At 64.2% G+C, this 23781-nt stretch carries 23 protein-coding genes; 17 read left to right on the top strand and 6 right to left on the bottom strand.

The window, feature by feature from the left end; all coding sequences use genetic code 11:
* Position 1 precedes the first annotated feature (1 nt).
* Genes cobN through cobJ form a run of 5 tightly spaced genes read left to right on the top strand, consistent with a single transcriptional unit; the run spans position 2 to position 6842 of the window.
* On the top strand, positions 2 to 3424 hold the full coding sequence (gene cobN, locus QXZ85_RS23305; protein ID WP_315768027.1) for a cobaltochelatase subunit CobN: 3423 nt from the start codon (positions 2 to 4) through the stop codon (positions 3422 to 3424).
* Positions 3421 to 4698, top strand: coding sequence for a precorrin-3B synthase (gene cobG, locus QXZ85_RS23300; protein WP_315768025.1), 1278 nt, complete (start codon positions 3421 to 3423; stop codon positions 4696 to 4698). Before cobN ends, cobG begins: the two co-directional genes overlap by 4 nt.
* The gene (locus QXZ85_RS23295; protein WP_315745350.1) at positions 4691 to 5323 is read left to right on the top strand and encodes a precorrin-8X methylmutase; all 633 of its coding nucleotides are present in this window, start codon (positions 4691 to 4693) and stop codon (positions 5321 to 5323) included. Before cobG ends, QXZ85_RS23295 begins: the two co-directional genes overlap by 8 nt.
* Positions 5320 to 6078, top strand: a complete 759-nt coding sequence (locus QXZ85_RS23290; protein WP_315745351.1) for a precorrin-2 C(20)-methyltransferase — start codon at positions 5320 to 5322, stop codon at positions 6076 to 6078. Before QXZ85_RS23295 ends, QXZ85_RS23290 begins: the two co-directional genes overlap by 4 nt.
* Entirely contained in the window at positions 6075 to 6842 is a 768-nt protein-coding gene (gene cobJ, locus QXZ85_RS23285; protein WP_315768024.1) for a precorrin-3B C(17)-methyltransferase, read from the top strand. Before QXZ85_RS23290 ends, cobJ begins: the two co-directional genes overlap by 4 nt.
* Here the strand turns inward: cobJ and QXZ85_RS23280 are convergent.
* Positions 6806 to 7579 carry a cobalt-precorrin-6A reductase gene (locus QXZ85_RS23280; protein ID WP_315705540.1) on the bottom strand — a complete coding sequence of 258 codons (774 nt, stop codon included), beginning with the start codon at positions 7577 to 7579 and terminating at the stop codon, positions 6806 to 6808. The two genes, cobJ and QXZ85_RS23280, sit on opposite strands and share 37 nt — an antisense overlap.
* Before the next feature lie 17 nt (positions 7580 to 7596).
* Here QXZ85_RS23280 and cbiE point away from each other — a divergent pair, with 17 nt between their 5' ends.
* Genes cbiE through cobM form a run of 3 tightly spaced genes read left to right on the top strand, consistent with a single transcriptional unit; the run spans position 7597 to position 9988 of the window.
* Positions 7597 to 8829 carry a precorrin-6y C5,15-methyltransferase (decarboxylating) subunit CbiE gene (cbiE, locus tag QXZ85_RS23275; protein WP_409977569.1) on the top strand — a complete coding sequence of 411 codons (1233 nt, stop codon included), beginning with the start codon at positions 7597 to 7599 and terminating at the stop codon, positions 8827 to 8829.
* Entirely contained in the window at positions 8826 to 9230 is a 405-nt protein-coding gene (locus QXZ85_RS23270; protein ID WP_315705542.1) for a cobalamin biosynthesis protein, read from the top strand. The genes cbiE and QXZ85_RS23270 overlap by 4 nt, the downstream gene beginning before the upstream one ends.
* On the top strand, positions 9227 to 9988 hold the full coding sequence (cobM, locus tag QXZ85_RS23265; protein ID WP_316174859.1) for a precorrin-4 C(11)-methyltransferase: 762 nt from the start codon (positions 9227 to 9229) through the stop codon (positions 9986 to 9988). Before QXZ85_RS23270 ends, cobM begins: the two co-directional genes overlap by 4 nt.
* On the opposite strand, the gene QXZ85_RS23260 is transcribed toward cobM, so the two are convergent.
* Positions 9958 to 11085, bottom strand: a complete 1128-nt coding sequence (locus QXZ85_RS23260) for a cobalt-precorrin-5B (C(1))-methyltransferase (RefSeq protein WP_315705544.1) — start codon at positions 11083 to 11085, stop codon at positions 9958 to 9960. The two genes, cobM and QXZ85_RS23260, sit on opposite strands and share 31 nt — an antisense overlap.
* Positions 11086 to 11132: 47 nt before the next feature.
* Here QXZ85_RS23260 and QXZ85_RS23255 point away from each other — a divergent pair, with 47 nt between their 5' ends.
* Both QXZ85_RS23255 and bluB read left to right on the top strand, forming a co-directional pair.
* Positions 11133 to 12473: a cobyrinate a,c-diamide synthase gene (locus QXZ85_RS23255; RefSeq protein ID WP_315745359.1), complete on the top strand. Its 1341-nt coding sequence runs from the start codon at positions 11133 to 11135 to the stop codon at positions 12471 to 12473.
* On the top strand, positions 12470 to 13126 hold the full coding sequence (gene bluB / locus QXZ85_RS23250; RefSeq protein WP_316168688.1) for a 5,6-dimethylbenzimidazole synthase: 657 nt from the start codon (positions 12470 to 12472) through the stop codon (positions 13124 to 13126). The genes QXZ85_RS23255 and bluB overlap by 4 nt, the downstream gene beginning before the upstream one ends.
* Positions 13127 to 13228: 102 nt before the next feature.
* Here the strand turns inward: bluB and QXZ85_RS23245 are convergent, their stop codons facing one another.
* The 3 genes from QXZ85_RS23245 to QXZ85_RS23235 are packed head-to-tail and all read right to left on the bottom strand — an operon-like array spanning position 13229 to position 17393.
* Positions 13229 to 13957, bottom strand: coding sequence for a formyltransferase family protein (locus tag QXZ85_RS23245; RefSeq protein WP_315705547.1), 729 nt, complete (start codon positions 13955 to 13957; stop codon positions 13229 to 13231).
* Between the two features lie 19 nt (positions 13958 to 13976).
* Positions 13977 to 15323 carry a hypothetical protein gene (locus QXZ85_RS23240; RefSeq protein ID WP_315705548.1) on the bottom strand — a complete coding sequence of 449 codons (1347 nt, stop codon included), beginning with the start codon at positions 15321 to 15323 and terminating at the stop codon, positions 13977 to 13979.
* Between the two features lie 54 nt (positions 15324 to 15377).
* Complete coding sequence (locus QXZ85_RS23235) at positions 15378 to 17393, bottom strand: hypothetical protein (RefSeq protein WP_316174862.1); 2016 nt, start codon at positions 17391 to 17393, stop codon at positions 15378 to 15380.
* A gap of 24 nt (positions 17394 to 17417) precedes the next feature.
* On the opposite strand from QXZ85_RS23235, the gene QXZ85_RS23230 reads away from it, so the two are divergent.
* The 6 genes from QXZ85_RS23230 to QXZ85_RS23205 all read left to right on the top strand — a co-directional run bounded on the left by QXZ85_RS23230 (position 17418) and on the right by QXZ85_RS23205 (position 22802).
* On the top strand, positions 17418 to 17738 hold the full coding sequence (locus tag QXZ85_RS23230; RefSeq protein WP_315768022.1) for a hypothetical protein: 321 nt from the start codon (positions 17418 to 17420) through the stop codon (positions 17736 to 17738).
* Between the two features lie 648 nt (positions 17739 to 18386).
* Entirely contained in the window at positions 18387 to 19091 is a 705-nt protein-coding gene (locus tag QXZ85_RS23225; protein ID WP_315705551.1) for an RNA polymerase sigma factor, read from the top strand.
* A 137-nt stretch (positions 19092 to 19228) separates the two neighbouring features.
* Positions 19229 to 20056, top strand: coding sequence for a flagellin (locus QXZ85_RS23220; protein ID WP_315705552.1), 828 nt, complete (start codon positions 19229 to 19231; stop codon positions 20054 to 20056).
* Between the two features lie 61 nt (positions 20057 to 20117).
* Entirely contained in the window at positions 20118 to 21827 is a 1710-nt protein-coding gene (gene fliD, locus QXZ85_RS23215) for a flagellar filament capping protein FliD (protein WP_315768021.1), read from the top strand.
* A complete protein-coding gene (locus QXZ85_RS23210) occupies positions 21827 to 22255 on the top strand; it encodes a flagellar export chaperone FliS (RefSeq protein WP_315745369.1) in 429 nt (142 codons plus the stop codon). The genes fliD and QXZ85_RS23210 overlap by 1 nt, the downstream gene beginning before the upstream one ends.
* Positions 22256 to 22511: 256 nt before the next feature.
* Positions 22512 to 22802 (top strand): hypothetical protein, encoded by a 291-nt coding sequence (locus tag QXZ85_RS23205; RefSeq protein WP_315705556.1) that lies wholly within the window; start codon positions 22512 to 22514, stop codon positions 22800 to 22802.
* Between the two features lie 68 nt (positions 22803 to 22870).
* On the opposite strand, the gene QXZ85_RS23200 is transcribed toward QXZ85_RS23205, so the two are convergent.
* Entirely contained in the window at positions 22871 to 23179 is a 309-nt protein-coding gene (locus QXZ85_RS23200) for a hypothetical protein (RefSeq protein ID WP_315768078.1), read from the bottom strand.
* Here QXZ85_RS23200 and QXZ85_RS23195 point away from each other — a divergent pair.
* The gene (locus tag QXZ85_RS23195; protein ID WP_315727865.1) at positions 23109 to 23771 is read left to right on the top strand and encodes a flagellar hook assembly protein FlgD; all 663 of its coding nucleotides are present in this window, start codon (positions 23109 to 23111) and stop codon (positions 23769 to 23771) included. The genes QXZ85_RS23200 and QXZ85_RS23195 overlap by 71 nt on opposite strands.
* Positions 23772 to 23781 lie beyond the last annotated feature (10 nt).

Genomic DNA, 23781 nt, shown 5'->3' with positions numbered 1-23781 from the left:
GATGCATCTCCTGGCGACATCGGGTGCCGCGCTCGACGACCTCGAACAGGCCGTCGATCTCGCGCAGTCGCCGGCCGAGGTTGTGGTTCTGTCGTTCTCCGACAGCGACCTGTCGGCACTGGCCGAAGCGTGGCGAGGATCGCCGTCAGAACTGCCGAGCTTGCGTCTCGCCAGCCTGAAGCGGCTGAAGCATCCGATGTCGGTCGACCTCTATATCGATCGTGTCGCCGTTTCGGCGCGCGCCGTCGTCGTGCGCTGTCTCGGCGGGCTCGATTATTGGCGCTACGGGCTGGAGCGCCTGGCTGATGTGTGCCGGAGCCGAGGCATTCTGCTGGCGGTGCTGCCGGGCGACGACCGCGCCGACGAGCGGCTCGATGCGCTCTCGACGCTGCCGCTCGACGTCACCTCGAGACTCTATGGCTACCTGCACGAGGGCGGCACCGCCAATGCGCGCGAGGCGCTGCGCTATCTGAATTCGCTGCTGGGGCGTGAAGCCACATTTGCGGAGCCGGTTGCGCTTGGCTCTATCGTTGGATTCGCGGCCGGGCGTGGCGCCGTTCCCGTCGAGGAGTTGTGCGTTGCGGGTGACACGAAGCCATGCGCGCTGATCGTGTTCTACCGCGCCAGCCTGCTCGCGGCCGACACCGCGGCGATCGAAGTTCTGCAGGCGGCGCTCGAGCGGGAAGGGCTTGCGTCCGCCGCCGTCGCGGTGACAAGCCTGAAAGATCCTGACGTTGCGGATGGATTGGAACGGCTGATCAAGGCGCGACGGCCAAGCGTCGTCCTTAACGCCACGGCCTTCTCGGCCCTGCGTGAGGACGGCACCACCGTGCTTGACCTCGCCGTCGCGCCGGTGCTGCAGATCGTGCAGGCCCAAAGCAGTGAGGACGCCTGGACCTCGTCTGCGCGCGGTCTGTCGCCGACCGATCTCGCCATGAACGTGGTGCTGCCGGAGCTGGATGGGCGTCTGCTGGCGCGCACCATCGCGTTCAAGGGCGAGGCGCCGTTCGATGACCAGCTCGAATTCGGCGCGGTCCGTTATGTACCGCAGCCTGATCGCATCGCCTTCGTCGCGCGGCTCGCAGCGCGCTGGTGTCGCCTGCGGACGACGCCAGCGGCGAACCGCCGCCTCACGCTGATGCTGTCGGATTATCCGGCGCGAGGCGGTCGTCGCGGCTATGCGGTCGGCCTCGACACCGCGCAAAGCGCGACCGAAATCGCGCAGCTGCTCGCCGAGCAGGGCTATGATCTCGGTGCGTCCAGCCCAACTGCCGCTGACATCGAGGCGCTGTTGAGAGGTCAAGCGTCGGAGCTCGCAGTGCCTCTTGCTGCGTATCAGAGCCATCTCGCGGCCTTGCCAGACGATTTGCAGCGCGAGCTTGCGGCGAGTTGGGGCGCAGCGGAGGCAGATCCGACCTTTGTTGACGGCGCATTCCGCTTTCCGGCGCTGCGAGCAGGACATCTGCTGATCCTGCTACAGCCGGATCGCGGCGCTCATGTCGATCGCAAGGCGGGTTATCACGACACCACGGTGCCGCCGCGTCATGCCTATGTCGCGCTCTATGCGCATTTGCGCGAAGTGGAGCAGATCGACGCGCTGGTGCATCTCGGCGCCCACGGCACCTTGGAATGGCTGCCGGGCAAGGCGCTCGCCTTGTCGCAGAATTGCTGGCCGGAGGCCGTGCTCGGTCCGCTGCCGGTGATCTATCCGTTCATCGTCAACAATCCGGGCGAGGCCATGCAAGCCAAGCGCCGGCTTGGCGCGGTGACGCTCGGCCATCTGACGCCGCCACTGTCGCAAGCAGGCTTGCACGGTCCGCTGCTCGAGCTCGAGGGGCTGGTCGAGGAATATGCGGAGGCCGATGGGCTCGATAAGCGTCGCCTGAAGCTTCTGGAGGACGAGATCGTCGGGCGCGCCTGGGCAAGCGGCCTCGCTGCGGATTGCGGCCTGAAACAAGGCGCAGGCGGACGGGAGGCCGTCGCCAAGCTCGATGCGCAGCTCTGCGACATCAAGGAGCTTTCGGTTCGTGAGCGGCTGCACGTGTTCGGTCGTGCGCCGGATGATGTTGCGATCGGACTGCTCGGCGATGCTATCGCCGCTGCTGGCGGTACCCGTAACGAGGCGAAGGATCGTGCCGGGATCGATGCCTGCATCCGCGCCAGCGCCGCGGCCGAACGTGCGGCGCTGCTCGCCGCATTAGACGGCCGACGCATCGGGGCTGGACCGGCCGGAGCGCCGAGCCGCGGCAGGCTCGATGTGCTGCCGACTGGGCGCAATCTCACCGCAATCGATCCGCGCGCGATCCCGACCCGCACCGCTGCCGTGGTCGGTGCCCGCGCCGCCGATGAGGTGATCCGCCGCTATCTGCAGGATCACGGCGAGTATCCGCGGACCCTGGTGCTCGATCTCTGGGCCTCCGCCTCGCTGCGCACCGGCGGCGACGATCTCGCGCAGGCGCTCGCTTATCTCGGCGTGCGGCCGCGCTGGGATTTTAATTCCAACCGTGTCACCGGCGTCGATGTGCTGCCGCTGGCCTCGCTCGACCGTCCACGCATCGATGTGACCTTGCGCATCTCGGGCCTGTTCCGCGATATCTTCGAAGCGCAGATCGCGCTGTTCGACCTCGCGGTGCAGACCGTCGCCGCCCGTGAGGAGGACGATGCCGACAATCCGCTCGCTGCCGCAAAGCGTCGCGGCGAGAGCTTGACGCGCGTGTTCGGCGGCGCCCCCGGGACTTATGGCGCGGTGGCTGCGAGCCTGGCGCTTGGCTCCGATTGGGAGAGCCGCCAACAATTGGGTGAAGCCTATCTGGCGGCGACGAGTCACAGTTTTGGTACTGCCCCCGAGATCGCACAGGCCCAGACTGGCTTCCGCGAGCGCGTCCGCAGCGCCGATGCGCTGGTGCATCCGCAGGACGACCGCGAGCGCGACCTGCTCGACGGCGAAGAGGTGGCCGATTTCGCCGGCGGCTTCGCTGCGGCAGCGTCCGCGCTGGGTGTCTCGCCAGCGCTTCTGCATCTCGATACCAGCCGTCCCGATGCGCCGAAGGCGCGGGCGTTCTCGGAAGAGATCGCACGGGTGGTGCGCGGCCGGCTCACCAATCCACGCTGGATTTCCGGCATGCTCGCGCATGGCTATCGCGGCATCGCGGAGATCGCCCAAGGCGTGGATGCGCTGTATGCTTTTGCCGCTACGTCGGACACGGTACCCAGCCATCTGTTCGATGCGACACATTCGGCCCTGTTGCTCGATCCATCGGTGTGCGACGCGATGCTGGCGCGCAATCCTGCAGCGGTGGCTTCCATCATCTCCCGGCTCGACGATGCACTGCGGCGCCGGATGTGGGTGCCGCGCCGCAACGCCGTCGCGGATGAGCTCGCTGCAATCGCAGCGCGTGTGAGAGTTGCGGAGGCGAAGGCATGACGGCTTCCTTCGACATCAAGGGATGGTGTCCTGGCGCACGACGCCCGATGCAGAGCGGGGATGGTTTGATCGTCCGCGTCAGGCCGCATGGCGGCAGACTGCCAGTCCGCGCGCTCGAAGCGTTGGCCGAGGCCGCCGCCCGGTTCGGCAACGGACAGATCGATCTGACGCGGCGCGCCAATCTGCAGCTTCGCGGCGTGAAGCCGGAGACGCTTGCACCCTTGTGGGAGGTCCTGTCCTCGCTCGATCTGCTTGATGACGATGCAGAGCTGGAGGCCATCAGGAATATCGTCATCAATCCGCTCGCAGGGATCGACCCGACTGAGATCGCCGACATGCGTCCGGTCGCGCACGCGCTCGAACGTCAATTGATGGCCGTCGCTTCGCTGCGGCAACTGCCGGGCAAGTTCAGCTTCTTGCTCGACGGGGGAGGGCGACTTCCGCTGACGGACCTCGAGGCTGATGTTTGTCTCGTCGCGTATCGCGACGGCGCCTCGGTCGCAATCGGACTTCAAGCTGCGGCCGGGCTTGAATGGCTGGGTACGGTGGATGCGGAGCAAGCAGCCTTGGCGGCCGCTCAGCTTGCGCTCGCGATCCTCAAACATAGTCCGACCAGCCGCGCGCGCGCGCTGCCGGATGATGCGGTTGTTGCCATCCGCGCCGAGCTCGGCTTGCAAGCGTCGGGTCTTCCGATCACGCCAGCAAGGCGTGAAGCTTCGCACCGCCGCGGCCTGATCGCGCTTGCGAGTGGGAGCTATGCCGCCGGACTTGGAGCGGCTTTCGGTCGCCTCGATAGCGAGACCGTGTCGGCATTGCTGAGCGAGCTAACCCGACTTGGTCTCACCGAAGTTCGGCTGTCGCCGTGGCGTACATTCTATGTTGCTACGTCGAGCCGCCCGGACGCTGAGCAGATCCTCGCGTTTGCCCGCAGCCTCGGATTCATCGTCGATGATTCCGATCCGCTGACGCGTATCGATGCCTGTTCGGGCGTCGGTTGCTGCAGCTCGACGACGCTGGCCACGCGTGACCATGCAAGGGCATTGGCTGATATCGCGGAGCGCAGCGGCTTTGCCGGCACGCTGCACGTCTCCGGCTGCCCCAAGGGCTGCGCGCGCTCGGCCCCGGCGGATCTGGTGTTTGTCGGGGACGGGGCCCATTATCGGGTGGTACGGCAGGGAACGGTAAGAGATCGCGCCTTCATCGAACTCGATCCGTCTGGGATCTCAACCGTTGTCCCGACCTTGCTGGCCCAGGAGCGCAGTACTCATGTCTGATGTGCGCGACTATATTCGCGACGGTGCCGAGATCTATCGACGCTCCTTTGCCACCATCCGCGCCGAGGCCGATCTGTCGCGCTTCCGGGGGCTGGAAGAGAAGATCGCCGTACGCATCATTCATGCCTGCGGCATGGTCGAGATCACATCCGACATCGAGATGTCGGAGAGCTTTGCGGCAGAAGCGCGGGCCGCGTTGAACCGCGGCGCGCCGGTTCTGTGCGATGCCAAGATGGTGGCGCAGGGGATCACGCGCGCGCGACTGCCGGCAAGGAACGAGATCATCTGCACGCTCGATGATCCCCAAGTCGCAGCGTTGGCTGCGCGCCACGGCACCACGCGCTCGGCGGCCGCGCTCGAATTGTGGCGCCCACATCTTGCCGGCGCGCTGGTTGCGATCGGCAATGCGCCGACCTCGCTGTTTCACCTCCTGGATATGTTGGACCAAGGGGCGCCGCGACCCGCGGCTGTCATCGGCACCGCGGTCGGGTTCGTCGGCGCCAAGGAATCCAAGGAAGCACTCGCGGCCGACGGCCGCGTCCCGTATCTGATCGTCAGGGGACGCAAGGGCGGCAGCGCCATGGCGGTCGCCGCCGTGAATGCGATTGCGAGCGACATCGAATGAGCCTGCTCGACACCATCGCCGGCACGGCGCAGGCCGGAACGCTCTACGGCATCGGCGTCGGTCCGGGCGACGTGCGCTATCTGACCTTGCGCGCGGCAGGACTGATCCGCGCGGTGGATGTGGTGGCCTTCTTCGCCAAGCGTGGTCTCGAAGGCAATGCGCGCCGCACCGTGGCGCCGTTGATGGACACATCGCGGCACGAGTTGCGACTTGAATATCCCATCACCGAGGAAGCGCCGGTTGCGGACGCGACGTATCAGACGGAAATCGCAGCCTTCTATCGGCGCGCCGCCGAGAGCATTGCCGCGCATCTACGGGCAGGCCGCTCGGTTGGTCTGCTTTCCGAAGGCGATCCGTTCTTCTATGGCTCCTTCATGCATATGTGGCGGCGGCTGGAGCGCGACTTCCCGGTCGAAGTCGTGCCCGGCGTGACCGGCATGTCCGGTTGCTGGACCCGCGCCAATGTGCCGATCACCTGGGGAGACGATATCCTGTCCGTGTTGCCCGGCACGTTGGCGGAAGAAATCCTGTGCGACAGGCTGCAACATTGCGAAGCGGCTGTCATCATGAAGGTCGGGCGTAACCTGCCGAAGGTCAAACGTGCGGTCGCAAGCGCCGGGCTGCTGTCGCGCGCGCTCTATGTCGAGCGCGGGACGATGGACAACCAACGCATCGTTCCGTTGTCGGCCTGCGACGATGAGCGAGGACCGTATTTCTCGATGGTTCTGATCCCAGGCCAGGGACGTCAGCTATGACCGGAACGCTCACAGTGGTCGGCCTCGGCCCGGGGCGGCCGGAGCTCATGACTCCGTCCGCGGCCGAGGCGATCGCGCGCGCGACTGATCTGGTCGGCTATGGCCCATATCTCGATCGCATTGCGGCGCGGCCGGAGGGCCAGCGTAGACACGCGAGCGACAATCGTGTCGAGCTTGATCGTGGCCGACACGCGCTCGAATTGGCTGCTGATGGCAAGCACGTCGCGGTGGTTTCGGGCGGCGATCCCGGCGTGTTCGCGATGGCAGCTGCAGTGTTCGAGGCAGTCGAGATGGGGCCGGCGGAGTGGCGCCAGCTCGACATCAGGGTGGAACCGGGCGTGACTGCCATGCTCGCGGCGGCTGCCGAAGTCGGTGCTCCGTTAGGGGGGGATTTCTGTGCGATCTCGCTCTCAGACAATCTGAAGAGCTGGAGCACGATCACGCGGCGACTGCAGGCCGCAGCCCGCGGCGATTTCGTGATCGCGCTCTATAATCCCCTATCGAGGGCGCGGCCGCATCAGCTCGGGGAAGCGTTCGATATTCTGCGCCGGACCAAGCCGGTTTCCACGGTCGCCATGATGGTGCGCGCGGCCGGCACCGGCGAGGTCGGCTGTATCGTGACGACGCTCGGCGAGATCGATCCGGCGCACGCCGACATGCGAACGCTGGTGCTGATCGGATCGTCGGCGACACGCCTCATCATGCGTGACGGCAAGGCGCCGTGGGTCTACACGCCGCGTCGGGAGATGGAGCCGACATCGTGAGCGGACAGTCCTTCCAGCCAACGCAGGGCGTCGCGCGCACCGTCGAGCGGAACGCCGCGGGGCTTGTCGGGGCGCGCGATCATCACCACCGGGATCTGCAGTCGGCATGCGGCCGCGATTTTCGGATAGGTGGCGGGGCCGCCGGAATTCTTCGATACGATGGCCTGAATGCGTTCGCGCCGCAGAAAGGTTTCTTCCTTGGCTTCATCGAACGGACCGCGGTCGTAGACAAAGCTGATGTCGGGCGGCAGCGGCACGTTGCCGGCAGCATCGATCGTGCGCGCAATATAGTGATGCCGGGGCGCTGCGCTAAAGGCGGCGAGTTCGAGACGGCCGAGACTGAGAAAGACGCGGGCGGGCTCGGCGCCGAGCGCGGCCGCTGCGGCGTGCGCCGTGTCGACGTCGATCCAGCGATCGTCGTCCGCACGCATCCAGGGCGGCCGAACGATGGAGGCGAGCGGGAGGGACAGCGTCTGGCACGCCGCAACCGCGTGAGCCGAAATCTGCGCGGCGTAAGGATGGGTGGCATCGACCACGGCGGCGATGTCGTTGTCCCGCAGCCACGCCTCAAGTCCGGCGATCCCGCCGAAGCCGCCGATGCGCGTCGGAATCGGCTGCGGTTTCGGCGAGGTCGTACGCCCCGCGAGCGAGAGCGTCGGCTGGAATCGGTTGTCGCCGGCCAGCAGTTGCGCCAGCTCCGAGGCTTCCGTGGTGCCGCCGAGAATGAGAACGCGCATGAAGGGTGTGGTCCGTGATGAGTTCGGCCGCAGCTTGCAACGCGACACGTTGGCTGTCCATCGTTGGAATCGGCGAAGATGGCCCGGACGGATTGTCGCCGCTCGCGCGCCGGCTGGTTGCAAGCGCATCGCTTGTCGTTGGTGGCGCGCGCCATCTGGAACTTGCGCGCTCCTTGATCTCCGGCGAGCGGCTGGCCTGGCCGAGCCCGTTGCATCTTGCCTTCGACGAGATCGCTGCGCGACGCGGTAACGCTGTCGTTGTGCTCGCGAGCGGTGATCCCTTCAACTATGGCGTGGGCAAACAGCTCGTCGAGCGGTTTGCCGCCGAAGAGATGTTGTGCCTGCCGCAGCCGTCGTCGTTCAGTCTGGCCGCGGCGCGGCTCGGCTGGGCGCTGCAGGACGTCACGCAAATCAGCCTGCACGGCCGGGCTCTGGAAGGCATCATTCGTCATCTCAGTCCGCGTGCGCGGATCGTCGCGCTGTGCTGGGACGGTTCGACGCCGAAGAAGCTCGCGGTGCTGTTGTCGTCGCGTGGCATGGGCCACTCGCGCTTGACCGTGCTGGAGGCAATGGGCGGACCGCAGGAGCGGGTGCGTCGGGCAATTGCCAAGGAATTCGATCTCACGGACATCGGCGCGCTGACGACGATCGCGATCGAAGTCGTTGCCGATCCGGATGCGCCGATCATCAGCTTGGCGCCTGGTCTTCCGGATGACCTGTTCGAGCATGACGGGCAGCTGACCAAGCGCGAAATTCGCGCCGTGACATTGTCAGCGCTGGCGCCGCGGCCGGGCGAATTGCTCTGGGACGTCGGTCTTGGGGCCGGGTCGATCGCGATCGAGTGGTTGTTGCGACATCCATCGCTGCGTGCCGTCGGGATCGAGGCGCGACAGGATCGTGCCGATCGCGCGGCGCGCAATGCCATTGCGCTGGGCACGCCGGATCTCCGGATCATCGTCGGCTCCGCGCCGGCCGCTCTGAACGATCTGGAGTGGCCTGACGTGGTTTTCATCGGCGGCGGCATCTCAGATGAAGGTGTGTTCGAAACAATCTGGTCTCGGCTGAACCCGGCCGGCCGATTGGTGGCGAATGCCGTCTCGCTCGAAGGCGAGGCGCGGCTGACTGAGTTGTTTCACAAACATGGCGGCGAATTGGTCCGCGTGGCTGTGGCTCATGTGAGACCAATCGGCACCATGCATGGCTGGAAGCCGGCGATGCCGGTCACGCAATGGCGGGTGACGAAGCCATGATCGCGCTCGGGATCGGCTGCCGCCGCAACGCATCAGCGGATGATATTGAGAGACTGATCGCCGAGGCACTCACGATGGCAGCGTTGCAGGCCGAGTCCATTGGCGTTGTCGCGACCGAGCGCGCCAAGGCAGAGGAGCCTGGGATCATTGAAGCCGCGCGTCGGCTGGGACGTCCGCTCATCGGTATCGTCGCCAGCGAGCTTGGCAGAGTGTCGCATAGCGCAGTCACCAACAGCGATCGCGTGCAGCACCTGAAAGGGGTGCCGTCGGTGGCGGAGACGGCGGCGTTGGCGGCCGCCGGCGCGCATGCACGTTTGATCCTGCCGCGCATCGCCAATGCGAGAGCGACCTGCGCGCTCGCGGAAGGAGAGGGGCAGGCTGCCGGGGAGTTCCAAGCATGACCGTGCATTTCATCGGTGCCGGTCCTGGCGCGCCTGATCTGATCACGGTCCGCGGCCGCGACCTGATCGCGCGCTGTCCGGTGTGCCTCTATGCTGGCTCGCTGGTGCCAAAGGCGCTGTTGGATCATTGTCCGCCTGACGCGCGCATCGTCGACACCGCGCCGCTGTCGCTCGACGAGATCATTGCGGAGATGGCGCGGGCGACTGCAGCCGGCGGCGACGTCGCGCGGCTGCATTCGGGCGATCTGTCGATCTGGAGCGCGCTCGGTGAACAGCTGCGGCGGCTCGATGAGCTTGGAATCCCATTCACGGTTACGCCGGGCGTGCCGGCCTTTGCCGCGGCTTCCGCGGCGCTGGGGCGTGAACTGACCCTCCCGGGCCTGGCGCAATCGGTGGTGCTGACGCGCACCTCCGGCCGAGCCTCGGCAATGCCGGAGACCGAGACGCTCGCCACTTTCGCGCAATCCCGGGCGACGCTCGCGATCCATCTCTCCATCCATGTCCTCGAAAGCGTGGTGGAGGAACTGGTGCCTCACTACGGCGCCGACTGCCCGATCGCGATCGTCTATCGCGCAAGCTGGCCGGATCAGCGCATCATCAGCGGCACGCTGGGCACGATCGTTGCGACGACGAAGTCCGATCCGATCGAGCGTACGGCATTGATCCTGGTCGGGCAGGCACTCGCTGCAAAGGATTTTCGGGCCAGCGCTCTCTACGATGCCGATTATCAGCGCCGCTTTCGTGGGAGAGGCGAATGATCAGCACCGTCGTACTGTCCGACCAGCAGCCCAACGCGATCGAACACCGCAATGTCGAGGGCGATACCATCGCCAAGCGCACGCCTTGCGGTGCGCCACGCTGCGCGTGCGACCACGTCGCCGGCCGGAAAAGCCAGCCGCTTGGCTTCGTCGAGAACCTGCAGCGCCGTATTGGCGCCGCGCGCGGCACCCACAAGCGCATCGGGCGCACCGGCGTCGGACAGCGCGTCCGCAAGCCAGGCGCGATCGACTTCTCCGGCCCGCGAATGCAGGTCGAGCAGGCCCTGGCCGAGCTTCGTCATCTTGGCAAAGCCACCGGCGATCGTGACGCGCTTGACCGGATGGCGGCGAAGATATTTCAGCATGCCGCCGACGAAATCGCCCATGTCGATCAGGGCCGCATCCGGCAGTCCGTACAAGTGCTGCACCGCCTTCTCGGAGGTCGATCCGGTCGCGCCGGCGATGTGCGCAAGCCCGGACGCGCGTGCGACGTCGATGCCGCGATAGATCGAGTGAATCCAGGCCGCGCAGCTGAAGGGAATGACGATTCCCGTCGTGCCGAGGATCGACAGACCGCCGAGAATGCCAAGCCGCGGGTTGAGCGTTTTCTTTGCAAGCTCCTCGCCGCCGGGAATGGAAATCTCGACGATTACGTCGGAAGGACTGTCGAATGCGGCGGCAGCCTCGCGGACCGCCGCGCTGATCATCTGTCGCGGCACCGGATTGATTGCGGGCTCCCCGGGCGGCAGCGGCAGTCCCGGCTTGGTCACGGTGCCGACGCCTGGCCCGGCCCGGAACACGATACCCGAACCATCAGGCCCGCGCCGTACGGTCGCCTTGATCAGTGCGCCGTGGGTGACATCGGGGTCGTCGCCGGCGTCCTTGATGACACCAGCGGTGGCGGCGCTCGCGTCACCCTCGTGCATCGCGACCGCAAAACTGACTCGCTGGCCGCTCGGCAAAGTGATCTCGACCATTGCGGGGCAGGTTCTCGTGATCAGAAATTCATAAGCCGCGCGGGCAGCAGCAGTGGCGCAGCTGCCTGTGGTCCAGCCACGCTTCAGGGGACGTTCCGGTGCTCCCACGGTTTCAGTCATCGTCGATCGCATAGCACAGTTTGCTGCGTTGGAACGGTACCACGGCCATGACGGTGGCCGGACCAAAAGGGCTGATCATCGCCGCGCCGCGTTCCGGCGCCGGCAAGACCACGATCGCGCTTGGGCTGATGCGGGCCATGGTCCGGCGTGGAACGCGGGTCCAACCGTTCAAGTGCGGACCGGATTACATCGATCTCGCCTTCCATTCGGTTGCCGCCCGGCGGACGAGCTACAATCTCGACTGCTGGGCGATGTCAGCGCCGCAGCTTCGTCGGTTGGCGAGCGACACGACGGCCGGTGCCGATCTCGCCATCGTTGAAGGCGTCATGGGCTTGTTCGACGGCGCGCCGGGTTCGGGTCGTGCGGGCAGGGGCTCGGCAGCCGACTTGGCGGCGCTGCTTGGTTGGCCCGTCGTACTGGTCATCGACGTCAGCGGTCAGGCCGAGACGGCCGCCGCGGTCGCGCTCGGCTGCGCACGCTATCGCGACGACATCGAGATTGCCGGCGTGATCCTCAATCGCGTCGCCAGTGCGCGGCATCGCGCGTTGATCGAGCCCGCTTTCGTGCGGATCGGGATCAAGCTGCTGGGCGCCCTGATCCGCGACCAAGAGCTCGTGCTGCCGGAACGGCATCTTGGCCTGGTTCAGGCCCAGGAGATCGGATCGATCGAGCAGCATCTTGATCGTTTAGCGGATCGGATCTGCGAAACCACCGATCTCGACGTGATCAGTTCGTTGGCCCGGCCGATGGCGGGCGGGTCACATGATGCGGGCGCCGCAGGCTTCGGGATCAAGCCACCGGGGCAACGGATCGCGCTGGCCTCGGATGCTGCATTCTCCTTCAGCTATCCACATCTCACGCGCCATTGGCGTGAGTCAGGTGCCGAGATCGTGACCTTTTCACCGCTGGCGGACGAGGCCCCGGACGGGTCGGCCGATGCCGTATGGCTGCCGGGCGGCTATCCGGAACTGCATGCCGGCCGGCTGGCCGCGGCCGATCGTTTCCTCGGCGGCTTGCGGCTTGCGGCCGAGAGAGGGGCGCGCATCCACGGCGAATGCGGTGGCTACATGGTGTTGGGGACCGGCCTGGAGGATGCGCAGGGGGCTCGCCACGCCATGGCGGGTCTGCTGTCGCTCGAGACCTCCTTCGCCAAGCGGCGGCTCCATCTCGGCTACCGTCGCGCGCGGCTGCTCGCCGATTGCGCGCTCGGCGCACGGGATGCGATCGTGTTCGGCCACGAATTTCACTATGCTTCGATCTTGGCGGAAGCCGACGATCCGCTGATCGAGTGTTGTGATGCAGTGGGCGGCGCCATCGCAGAGCCGGGGGCGCGCCGCGGTCCGGTCAGCGGATCGTTTCTTCACGCCGTGAGCGGAGAGGCGTCATGAGCGAGCCGAAACCGGAGCCGCCGAAGTTCGACGCCGCGTTCAAGGATCGCTTTGCACAGCTGGTGCGCTGGCGGCGCGACGTCCGCCGCTTCCTGTCCGCGCCGGTGAGCCCGGAGCTGATCGAGCGGCTGCTGGCGCTCTCGTGCTACGCCCCCTCGGTCGGCTTCAGCCAGCCCTGGCGCTTCGTGCTGGTCGAAGATCCGAGACGGCGTGCCGCCATCGTAGCCAACTTCAAGGCCGCGAACCAGGCTGCGCTGGAAGGCTATCACGGCGAGCGGCGTGCGATCTACGCACAGCTGAAGCTGGAAGGGCTGACCCAGGCGCCGGTGCATCTCGTGGTCTGCGCCGACGAAGCGACCGAGACCGGCCATGGTCTCGGTCGCAAGACGATGCCGGAAATGCTGCGCTATTCCGTCGTCGCGGCGGTCCAGACCTTCTGGCTTGCGGCCCGCGCAGAAGGACTTGGGGTCGGCTGGGTTTCGATCCTCGATCCGCAGGCAGCCTGCAGTTCGCTCGACCTGCCGCCGGACTGGACGCTCATAGCCTATCTCTGCGTCGGCTGGCCGGAGGAGGAGCATGACGATCCGGAGTTGGAGCGTCATGGCTGGGAGGCGCGGCTGTGCGACGCCGCGGTCAAGCCGCTCAAACGTTGAGTTAGAGCATGATTCGGAAAAGTGGAAACCGGTTTTCCGAAAAGATCATACTCAATCAAAGAGATGAGATCATGATGCGATTCCTTGTAATCGCATCATGATCTAGGACGCGAGCGCGAGCGGCGGCGCTTCCACGACCACCGCTGCAATCGGTTGGGGTGCGGTGGCGCCAACGAGCTGAAAGCGCATGCCATGCAGCGTCACCGTCAGCGGAATGCCGCGGAAGTCGTCGTGGAAGGCTCGGATGCGGCGCTTCATCTCGGTCGCCGCGATGCCGGCGGGCATGTCGCACATCGCAGCATACATCTGCTTCGTGCTCTTGATGCCGTGCCACGCAACCTCCAACGCCGGCAGCGGCGCGCTTTCGCAGGCGATGTCGCGAGCCATGCGCCAGAACAGATAAGCGAGCCGCACGAACGCCATCTGTTCCAGGCCGCGGACTTCGATGCCGTCGGGAATGTCGAATTCTTCGAGGCCAACGATAGCGCCGCAATCCACGCGCGCTTCCATCACATGCGCGGTCGCACCGAAGCGTTTGACATCGTCGTAGAGTGCGAAATGGGCCGGAGCCCAGCCCGGATAGTCCGGCGGACCTGGATGGAAATTATAGGCGCCATGGCCGAGCGCGCGAAGGATGCGTGCCGGGACGATCACGCCCGTCGTAAATGCGACGAGCCGCGCGTTGGTGAGCACCGCGGGGTCGATGGCTTCGAGCTCGGCCAGGGTGACGGCGCAGCGGAACGACAGGCCCGGATTGTGCGCTTTGAGCAGTTCGGTCAAAGCCATCTGCTGGTCGCGGCTGCCGGTCAGAAGGATGATCGTGTTGAGCATGTGGCTTCGGGTCCTGAATTCAGCGGGGATTGCGCATCACGCGGGCCGGTTGCATCGCGGACTCGGAGGTCGCGAGCGAACGGAACAGATCACTCGGAAGATTCTGTGTGGGAGCGATCTCGATCACCCGGTTGTCGGCGAGGAATGCGGCCTCTTTTGCGACTTGCACATCGTCCTGCCAGGGGCAGAGCGACAGCTCGAGCCGCGCGAAGCCGCCGCAGTCGGCAGCGAACGCGCTGGTCACGGCCTGGATGCTGGCTGCGGTGGCGCGCGCTCCTGCGGCTTCGAAGTCGCGCAGGATCACGGTGACCGCCTTGTTCGATCGGACCGCCGAATTGAGCACGAGCAACGCGTCCCGTGCGCCGATGCGGCCGGCACGTCGCGCGGCCCGGACCCTATCGGCAAAGTCCGAATCCGGACCGAGATCTGCAGTCGTCGGTCTGAGATTATGGACGATCGTCGCGAGTTTCGCGCCGGCTTCGCCGGCGATGGCGTGATAGGCGCGGGGCAGCCAGAGCGTGTCGAGCGGAATTTGCGACGAGGTCAGGCTCCAGGCCTGGTCTAGCAGATAGGCTTCCCACACGGCAGGATAGGAATGGGCGAGGGTCTGCCATGTCCGCAGCATCGCTTCGGCGGCATTCGAGCGCCCGAAATACAGGGTGCGCGCCGACATCTCCCAGCCGTTCCACTTGTGGACGGCGAAATCGCAGGCCGCTTCGACCGGCAGTTCCGGTGCGGACTGCAGCATCGTGTCGGTATCGACGAATAGTAGCGGCTGAGCGTGCCGTTCCCACATGCGGGCAATGAAGTCGGCCTTCTCGAATGCGAGCATGCGGTCGTCGTGAACGCTGTCGATAGCCTCGACAATGAAGCTCAACCCGAGCCGCTCCAGCGAGCTCTTCAAATGGTAGGCCGTCATATCGCCGAGTGCACGGGGATAGCAGGACACGACGAGGGGGCCCTTAACCTGTGTCGCGCTGGCCGGTGACCTCCAGTGGAGGCCGCCCCACCAGAGTTCATGAGGGCCGTCGGCACCGCATGTGCCGACCGTTCCGAATTCCGACAGCTTGGACTTCAGGAAGTCGAAGGCGGGATTTTCGCCGAACGGGATCACGACCGCAGCCGTCGGATCCAACGAGCGGTATAATAGCTCCGCGCCTGCGCCGCTCGGTGGGTCTATCACGATGACAACACGGCCGCTTCCGGGGCGGGCGCCGCTTCCCCAGATCTCGGCGCGACCGAAGCTGCGTATCAGCCATTCGATCCGGCGATTTTGCGCATCGCCAAGCTTGACTCCTTGAGACTTCAACACCCCTCCAAGCGCTGTGCTGGTATCGTCGGTCCGGTCGGTGTTGCTGCCCATCATGCTCCTGGCTCCTCGGAGCTAGAACGGATCACGACGTCGGATCAGGCGGACTAATCATGTCGCCGTTGCCGTGCCTTGTTCGCCGAGTTGGGACGCGATCATTCGCCAGGGGTTCTCATCGGACGCGGCCGGTCGGCTGGTGCTAATCCGATCATGGTTGAGAGACGTGAGAGCGACGGTGTAGACACTGACATCGCCCTTGGCGGCCAGCACTGGAACGATGAGGCAGCCGTCCTCGCTCGTGGCGTGATAGTGGCGGCCCTGACGTTCGAGGTTTGCAAACGTCAGTCTATCGTCGGGAAGGGCTGTTACGTCGGCAGACTTGGCTGCCTCCGCGACGGTCTCGCCGCTCTGAACGGTGATGCCATGCAGAATTCCCGCGCGTGCAAATTTGGCGAGCGGCAGCACGATCATCTCGATCTTCATCCCGCGTGAGACTGGAATGCGGATCCTGATGTCGCCGAGCCCCGTCCGGTATAGGGTAATTTGTTCCATCGAAGCAGAACCGTCGGCCTTGAATAGGCCAACCTCGAGCCTGTCGCAGGCCGCTTCGCCAAACACGTCGGGCGGCAGCCGGTTGGCGCCGAACAGCGTGTAGAGATAGGAATGCGCGGGCGAGATCGAGGCGAGACTTCCGGCCAGCCACATCGGCGGCTCCTCGGCGGCGCACGCAGAGCTAAGGCCACGGGCGATCAGCTGATTATCGATGAAGCTTCTGTCGATCAACGGTTGCAGCGTAGCGGTCCCGAGATTGACGTCATGTTGGAAGCCTCCGAGCAAAGCGAGTTCGTCGTCATCCGGGAGCAACAGCAGGCGGGCCAAGGTCGCCGCGGTCCAGCGTGCCGAGACATCCGACGGGATGAATGGCTGGAGCCGATAGGTCGCCGCCAAATCGCGCGCAGCTGAGGCAAACGCGATGGCGCCGGCCTGGACTTCGGCCACGCATGCGAGCTGCGCGGCGGGAAGCGGATTGGTTTCGTGGAGGACGTCTCTGCCGCAATAGTCGCGGACGGATCCTTCCGCAGAGCTGCACAGCTGTTCGAGCAGCGCGACGTTACGGAGGAGGGCGCGCTTCATGTGCGGCGTCACGACGAGGTCGGAGATCAGGCCGCTGGCGCTGTCGCCTCGCGGGAGATCGTGAAATGCATCGTCGACGGAGAGCAGATAGGTGCCGTGCAGCCTGATCTTGACGCCTTCGCGGTCGAAGACGCGGCGCAAGGCCTTCTGCACGCTGCCGGAATAGCCGAGATCGACCAGCACCAGGTCTGTGCAGGAGTCGAACTCGGGAATTGCAGCACGGAGATAATCGAGCAGACGCGACCGCATGCCGGAGGCGAGTTGCATGCTTTCACGCCGGCTCATGAGGTCGGGAAGGGCGTCCGCAAGTTCCGAACCCTTGACGACACCATCGGAATGGGTGGCGAAGAAGTTGGCCACAGCCGGTGGCAGGACCTTGCTGATACCGAAGAAGCTGTGTGCGTCGAGTGCGGGAATCGTCTCAAGCAGTTTGCGCAGCGGCTCGAGCGTGTCGGCGGCGGCGATCACGGCCACGCGGCGGTTCACCTCGATGTAGTGGGCATCATCACGTCGGTTCTGCCAAACGCGATGCGAGAGAAAGCCGTCACGCCCGAGAAAGCCCAGGGCCACCTTTCCGCTGGCCTGCCTCAACGCAGCACAGCGGGATTCGATAAAGGCCTCGAATGCAGCCATGACCGGGCCGATCACCGTCATGCCGAGATGGAACGCGGGATATCGTTCCGCGGTCTGGGCGGCGATCATTCGCCGCAAGGTGCGCAGCCCATGATCCAGTCGGGCCGGTCGGCCCGGCGACAAGAGCTCGAACAACGCGGCTTCCCGCTGCAGCTTGGAGGCCAATTGGGCGCTCGCCTGCGGATAGTAGCGGGGCCGAATGCCATGCCGGCGCGCACCCTGGATGTCCGCGCGCTCATTGTCTCCGATGTGAAACGACTTCGCCGGGTCGACCTTCTGCTCGGCAAGATATTTGGCGAACAGCTTTTCGCTCTTGCCGTGGCCATGCTCGCATGAGGCGTACAGAAAATCCCAGCTCAAGTCGGGACAGCAGTTGCGCAACAAATGAGCAAGCTGCTTCGTGGTCCAGTAGGTGTCCGAAATAAAGCCGACGCGAAAACCTTGCCGCTTCATTTCCAGATATTGCTGAAGCATGTCCGGGTTGGTGCGGCAGAGATCGAGCTCGGCGCGAAACTCGGCAACAGCCAGGTCGTTCAGAGCGTCGCGATCGAGGCCAAACAGCTTGAAAGGAAAGAAAGAATATATGTCGGTGATCCGGACTTCGGCCGATCCACGCTTCTTCTTGGCCTCACCGCGGGCGCGCGTTTCCGCGCGAATGCGATGCTGAGTGAAATGTTCTGTAACATTCGGATGCGTGACAGATAAGCCTGAGAGCTCATAAGTCCGTTCGAAAACGCCATCCGGCATAGTGCAGGCGCGTACTACAAACGTATCGAAAACATCGAACGAGCACGCAGCAACAAGCTTCGCTCGACGCATTGCGCCGACCGCTGCGACCTTCATCTGAAAAAATCCCCCGCTCCGTATGCTATTAACGGTCGGTCGCACCAAATCAGGCGCTCGAATTTCAAAAAAAATCATCGCGCAGTTCAAAAACGCGCGCGTGACGACTGACAGATTCGAAAAATCGGATAGTTTTGAGTTCGTGATTCGGAAAAAGTTGCCGAGTACGGAGATCGCTTCGTGCGAGACTCTGCTCAGCAGAGCCGGTCATCTTCCGCCTCGTGCGCCTGCCGCATGAGCCACGTAGAGTCCGCGTAACAGCTGCGTTTCCTGCTGATTTTCCTTTCCAGATGAATGTCCTGCGATGCGGACTGAATGCTTCACTTGGTCTCTGTTTGGACGGCGGCGTCGCTCCGTCCGGCATTTTTTGCCTGCAGGTGGGCAAAACATTCCCCCTAAGCTATTGAAAAATAACGAAAATAGTTCGCCTGACTTGCTCGCCTGCGGCGTTCAAGGGGTGGAAGCCGTTTGGAGTCTGTGCATTCGGCGCTGGGGGTTGGAGATTGAGGAATGAGCTACGCGCTTGATGTCTGGGCTCCCGCCGAGTTCGAGGCGGTCAAGGAACCGGCCCAGCAAGAGGTTGCGACGGTGCCTTGGCAAGAGTCGGCCGCAATCGTGCCGGACGGCGCGCCCCCCTGTAGCGATGCCGTATTCGACGAGGACAAGGATCTGCTCGATCGGCTGGCAACCGGGGATGAGACGGCTTTTCGGCAGCTCGTCGAGCGTCACATCGACCGCGCCTACGCGATCGCGTTGCGGATCGTCGGCAGCGCAGCCGATGCAGAGGATGTCGTGCAGGACACGATGTTGAAGGTCTGGACTCATCGGGGACGCTGGCAGCACGGCCGGGCGAAGTTCTCGACCTGGCTCTATCGTGTGGTGAGCAATCGCTGCATCGATCTGCGGCGCAAGCCGCGCACCGAGAATGTCGACGTCGTTCCGGAGGTTGCGGATTCCAAGCCTGACGCCAGCAGCGTCATCGAACGCGCCGAGATGAACGATCTGCTCGAGGCTGCGATGCAGAGGCTGCCTGAGCAGCAGCGCGTTGCAGTCATCCTGTCCTATCATGAGAATATGAGCAATGGCGAGATCGCCGACGTGATGGACACGACCATCGCCGCGGTGGAGTCGCTGCTCAAGCGCGGGCGCCAACAGCTGCGTGAATTGCTGCGTCGGCACGAGCGCGACATCCGCGGTGCGTTTACCGACTGCTAATCATAAGCTCCACGGCGGAAAGAATTTTCGCCTGATCCCGGCACGACTCTCCGTTTGATCGAACAGACGGGGCTGATCCGCACCGTCAGTCCTTCCACGATCCGGCCTGTCGCGCCGACCACTCAGGAGTCTTCACTGTGCCTGCAATTTCCACCAACGTTGCGGCCAACTCGGCCGTCCGCTACCTGAACATCAACTCGAACCAGGAAACAAGCGCTCTCTCGAAGCTGTCGAGCGGCTCGCGTATCACTTCAGCGTCCGACGACGCTGCCGGTCTCGCGATCTCCACCCGCATTTCCTCGGACATCACCACGCTGCAGCAGGCCGCGACCAACGTCTCCCAGGCAACGGCGATCCTGCAGACCGCCGACGGCGGGGCCTCCAACATCAGCGACATCCTGGCGCGCATGAAGTCGCTGGCCTCGGAATCGGATTCGGGCACCACGACCAACTCCAGCCGCACCTACATCCAGTCGGAGTTCTCGCAGTTGATCAGCCAGGTCAACTCGATCGCGTCGGGTACCCGTTACAGCGGCACCAGCCTGCTCGACGGCAGCAGCGCCACCTTCACGTCGGGCGTCGCCGTGATGGTCGGCTCTTCCAGCTCCGATACCATCAACATCACGCTCTCCAACCTGAGCTCGAGCTCTCTCGCGATCACCTCGCTCGACGTCAGCACCCAGAGCGGCGCCACCGCGGCCCTGTCGGCGCTCGACACCGCGATCGACACGGTCTCCAAGGCGCGCGCCGAGATCGGCGCGCAGGAATCGCGCTTCAACTTCAGCGCCGACTCGATCTCGACCCAGACCCAGAACCTGCAGTCCGCCAACTCGGCGATCAAGGACGTGGATATCGCCGCCGAGCAGGCGACGCTGTCGTCCGCCGAGGTGAAGACCCAGGCGGCCGTTTCGGCGGAAGCCGCGGCAAACCAGATGCCGCAATATCTGCTGAAGCTTCTCGGCTGATGTGCGATCTTCCGGGCCGGCGCGATGCCGGCCCGGCACTTGCTAAGGCGGGCCCCAAATCATGACAGTGAGCAGCGCGACCTCGGGCACGAGCAGTACGACGTCATCCTCGTCATCTTCGTCAAGCTCCAGCTCCGTCACGACATCAGGCACCAGCACGACCAGCTCCATCGACTGGACCGGTCTGATCGACTCCGCCGTCAATGCCAAGTTGACGCAGGCGACGCAGATCCAGACCAAGATCACCGCCAACCAGGCGAAAATCTCGGCCTACCAGACACTGCAGACTAATCTCAGCACGCTTTCGTCCGGCTTGGCCTCGCTGGCCACCTCGGTCGTCAATTCGCTCGCGACCAACGTTTTCGCAACCCGCGCGGCAACCCTCAGCTCGACCGGCGATGTGAGCGCCTCGTCAGCGCTGTCGATGTCGGTCAACAGTGGTGCGGCGACCGGTGATCACACGCTGACGATCAGCCAGATCGCGACGGCCCAGAAGGTCGCCGGCAGCAGCCAGTCCAGCCAGACCACCGCGCTCGGCTATTCCGGAACATTTACGCTCGGTCTTTCCGGGGGCAGCACAACGAGCATCACGGTGACGAGCAGCATGACTCTGCAGGACGTCGCCGACGCGATCAATGCCCAGACTTCCACCACGAATGTACAGGCATCGATCCTCCAGGTTTCGACCGGCTCCTACGAATTGGTGCTGACCGGAACCCAGGATGCCGCCAATATCACCTATTCGAGCACGTCCGGCGACGACATTTTGAACAAGCTTGGCGTAACCGACAGCTCGGGGGCGTTCTCGACGGTGCTGCAGACGGCGCAGGCGGCGAATTTCACCCTCGATGGTGTCTCATTGACCCGCGACACCAACGACGTTTCGGACGTGCTGAGCGGGGTTACCTTCAACCTGCTGCAGGCCACCCCGAGCGGCACCTCGATCGACGTCAGCATCGGCACGGATACGAGCCAGATTCAGTCAGCTCTGCAAACTTTCGTGACGAACTACAACGCGTTTCGGGACGCTGTGATCGCTCAACAGGCCACGAATTCAGACGGTACCGCCTCGTCGAGCGCGGTGCTGTTCGGCGACGGCACCATGCGCGACATCATGAACCAACTCCAGAGTGTGCTGAGCACTTCGGTAGGCGGCATGACGATGGCTGATCTCGGCCTTTCTTTCAACAGCAAGAACGAACTGCAGCTTGACACCGGGACGTTGTCGACGATCCTCAGCACCAATCTGAGTGGTGTGACGGCGCTGTTGTCGGCACAGACGACGACGTCGTCCAGTCAGCTTAGCATCGTCAACACCGGAACCTCGCCGCAATCGTTTACGCTCGACGTGGCCGTCGATTCCTCGGGCAATCTCACCTCGGCCTCGGTTGGAGGGGATAGCTCGCTATTCACGATCAGCGGTAACACCATTATCGGCAATTCTGGAACCATCTATGCGGGAATGGCCTTCACTTATACCGGTTCGACCTCACAATCGATCACGGTGACGTCGACCCAGGGCCTTGCCACGCAGATCTATCAGCTCGCAAAGGATGCTTCGGGAACCAGTGGCTCCTTGCAGACGCTGATCGATAATCTGACGAGCCAGGACGATACGATGACCAGCAAGGTCAACGATATCGAGAGTGCTGCGTCGACATATAAGGCCCAGCTCCAGACGCAATACGCCAAGTATCAAGCCGCGATTCAGAGCGCAAACAACACGCTGACCTATCTCAAAGCTCTTCTCAATGTGAATTCGAGTAACTGATGACACAGAGTTCGATGGCCTATCGCGCCAACCAGGCCTACCGCGGTGCAGCCGTTGCAGTTCCGCCGCTCAAAGCCGTGATCATGCTGCTCAACGGCGCCGCCATGTACTTGCAGAAATCGCTGCACGCCCAGGAGGCGCGACGTTTCGAGGAAGGGCATGAACACTTGACGCGGGCAACCGCCATCCTGCGTGGTTTGAGCCACCATCTCGATTCGGTCCGTGGCGGTGCGGTCGCGGAGCGGTTGTTCCGGACCTACAATTCGCTGATTTTGGCGGCCTTGCGCTCGTATGGTCGCCCGCACATGCGGGAGAACTACCAACGCATCATCGCAAGCATTGCCGAACTGCGGGATGCCTGGGAGGCAACCGATGCCGCGACCAAGGGTGGGCCACGCTCTGCCGGGCATTCGATCCCGCGACGTTGACGGTCGCCTTGCGGCGCAACTGAGCGCCGCTCCGGCCGGCTGGCCTGATTCGCGGACCTCGGCGAATCGGGTCTGGGAGGGGCTCGCCCCCGTCCGCGGTTTGGGTCGCGATTGTGCATCGTAGTGTGCATTTACGCTGCCGGTTCGCTTGGATTGAGGTATCAGGTTAGGGTGGTCTGCTGCGACAGGTGATATCAATTTCGTGTTGCCCACGAATGGTTTATGACGCTCCGGGAGACGCTGGATTGGGCGGACGATGGACGTCAGGGAATTCGAAGATCTGATCGATCGATTGGGAGAGGACGTCTCCTGCTGGCCCGAAGGGCAGCGTCAGATTGCAGCAGAATTATTGGCATCATCGCCGGAAGCACGCGCGCTGCTCGAAGAGGCGCGCGCGTTGCGTCAGGCACTTTCGTCGCCAGCGGTTCGCGCGCCGGCCGGTCTGGCCGACCGAATCGTCGCTGCGGCGGGCCGGCTCGAGGCGGTGACGCCAGCGGCGGACGAGGGGACGGTTGAGGCCGTCGTCGACGCGCCGCATCCGGGCTGATCGCTTCCAGGGCGCATAGGCTTCGCCGGCGCCTTACCGGACGCGACGTCGCGTCCATGTTTCTTATTTTAATCCATTCTGTTTGGGCACCGTGCTGCCGGTCTCGACAGGGCCGAGTCGATCGGCTTTTTTTGCCGCCTGCATGGCGGCGCGGCGGCAAATTCTGCCGTCTTATCAAATAATTCCGCCCAATCTTTCTCCGCCTGAATTCGGCGTGCCGTCCGTTTGATCTGCAAACGCCGCCATGATCGCAAGCTTGCGACGTGGCCCGGCGCGTGAGCCACACGAGCAGGTCCGGAGTTTGCCATGACGGTTTCGGCAACGAGTTCAACGACCTCGAATTCATCAACGTCGTCCTCCAGTTCGTCGTCGAGCACGGCGATGAGTTCGACCGATTTCTTGAAGTTGCTCGTCAGCGAACTGCAGAACCAGGATCCGCTGAATGCGACGAGCGTCACGGACTTCGTCAACCAGATGACGTCCTACGCCACCTTCACCGAGCAATCGGCGACCAACACCAGCATGAGCTCGCTGGCGAGCTCATTCTCCAGCCTGGTGACGCTGAATTCGGTCAACTACATCGGCCACACGGTCGAGGCGAAGAGCGATACTGCGACGCTGTCCAACGGATCGGCGACCTACGGCTATTCGTTGTCCTCAGTCGCCTCCAACGTGTCGATCTCGATCAAGGACTCCTCCGGCAACACTGTCTGGACCGGCACCGGAACCGGCAATGCGGGGTCTAACTCGTTCACCTGGGACGGCAAAGACTCATCCGGCAATCAGCTCAGTGACGGCGGACAGTACACGATCTCGGTGTCGGCGACCAACGCAGCCGGCACTTCGGTCCTCAACTACACGACGATCACGGGCACCGTGACCGGTATCGACACCTCGACCAGCACGCCCTCGCTTACCGTGAGCGGCGCGTCGGTCAGTGCCGCGAACATCATCGGCGTAACCTCCTGACAGCATTATT

The sequence above is a fragment of the Bradyrhizobium sp. SZCCHNGR1005 genome, from assembly GCF_032489995.1.
Classification (GTDB): Bacteria; Pseudomonadota; Alphaproteobacteria; order Rhizobiales; family Xanthobacteraceae; genus Bradyrhizobium.
This window is presented reverse-complemented; position numbering and strand designations above follow the sequence as displayed.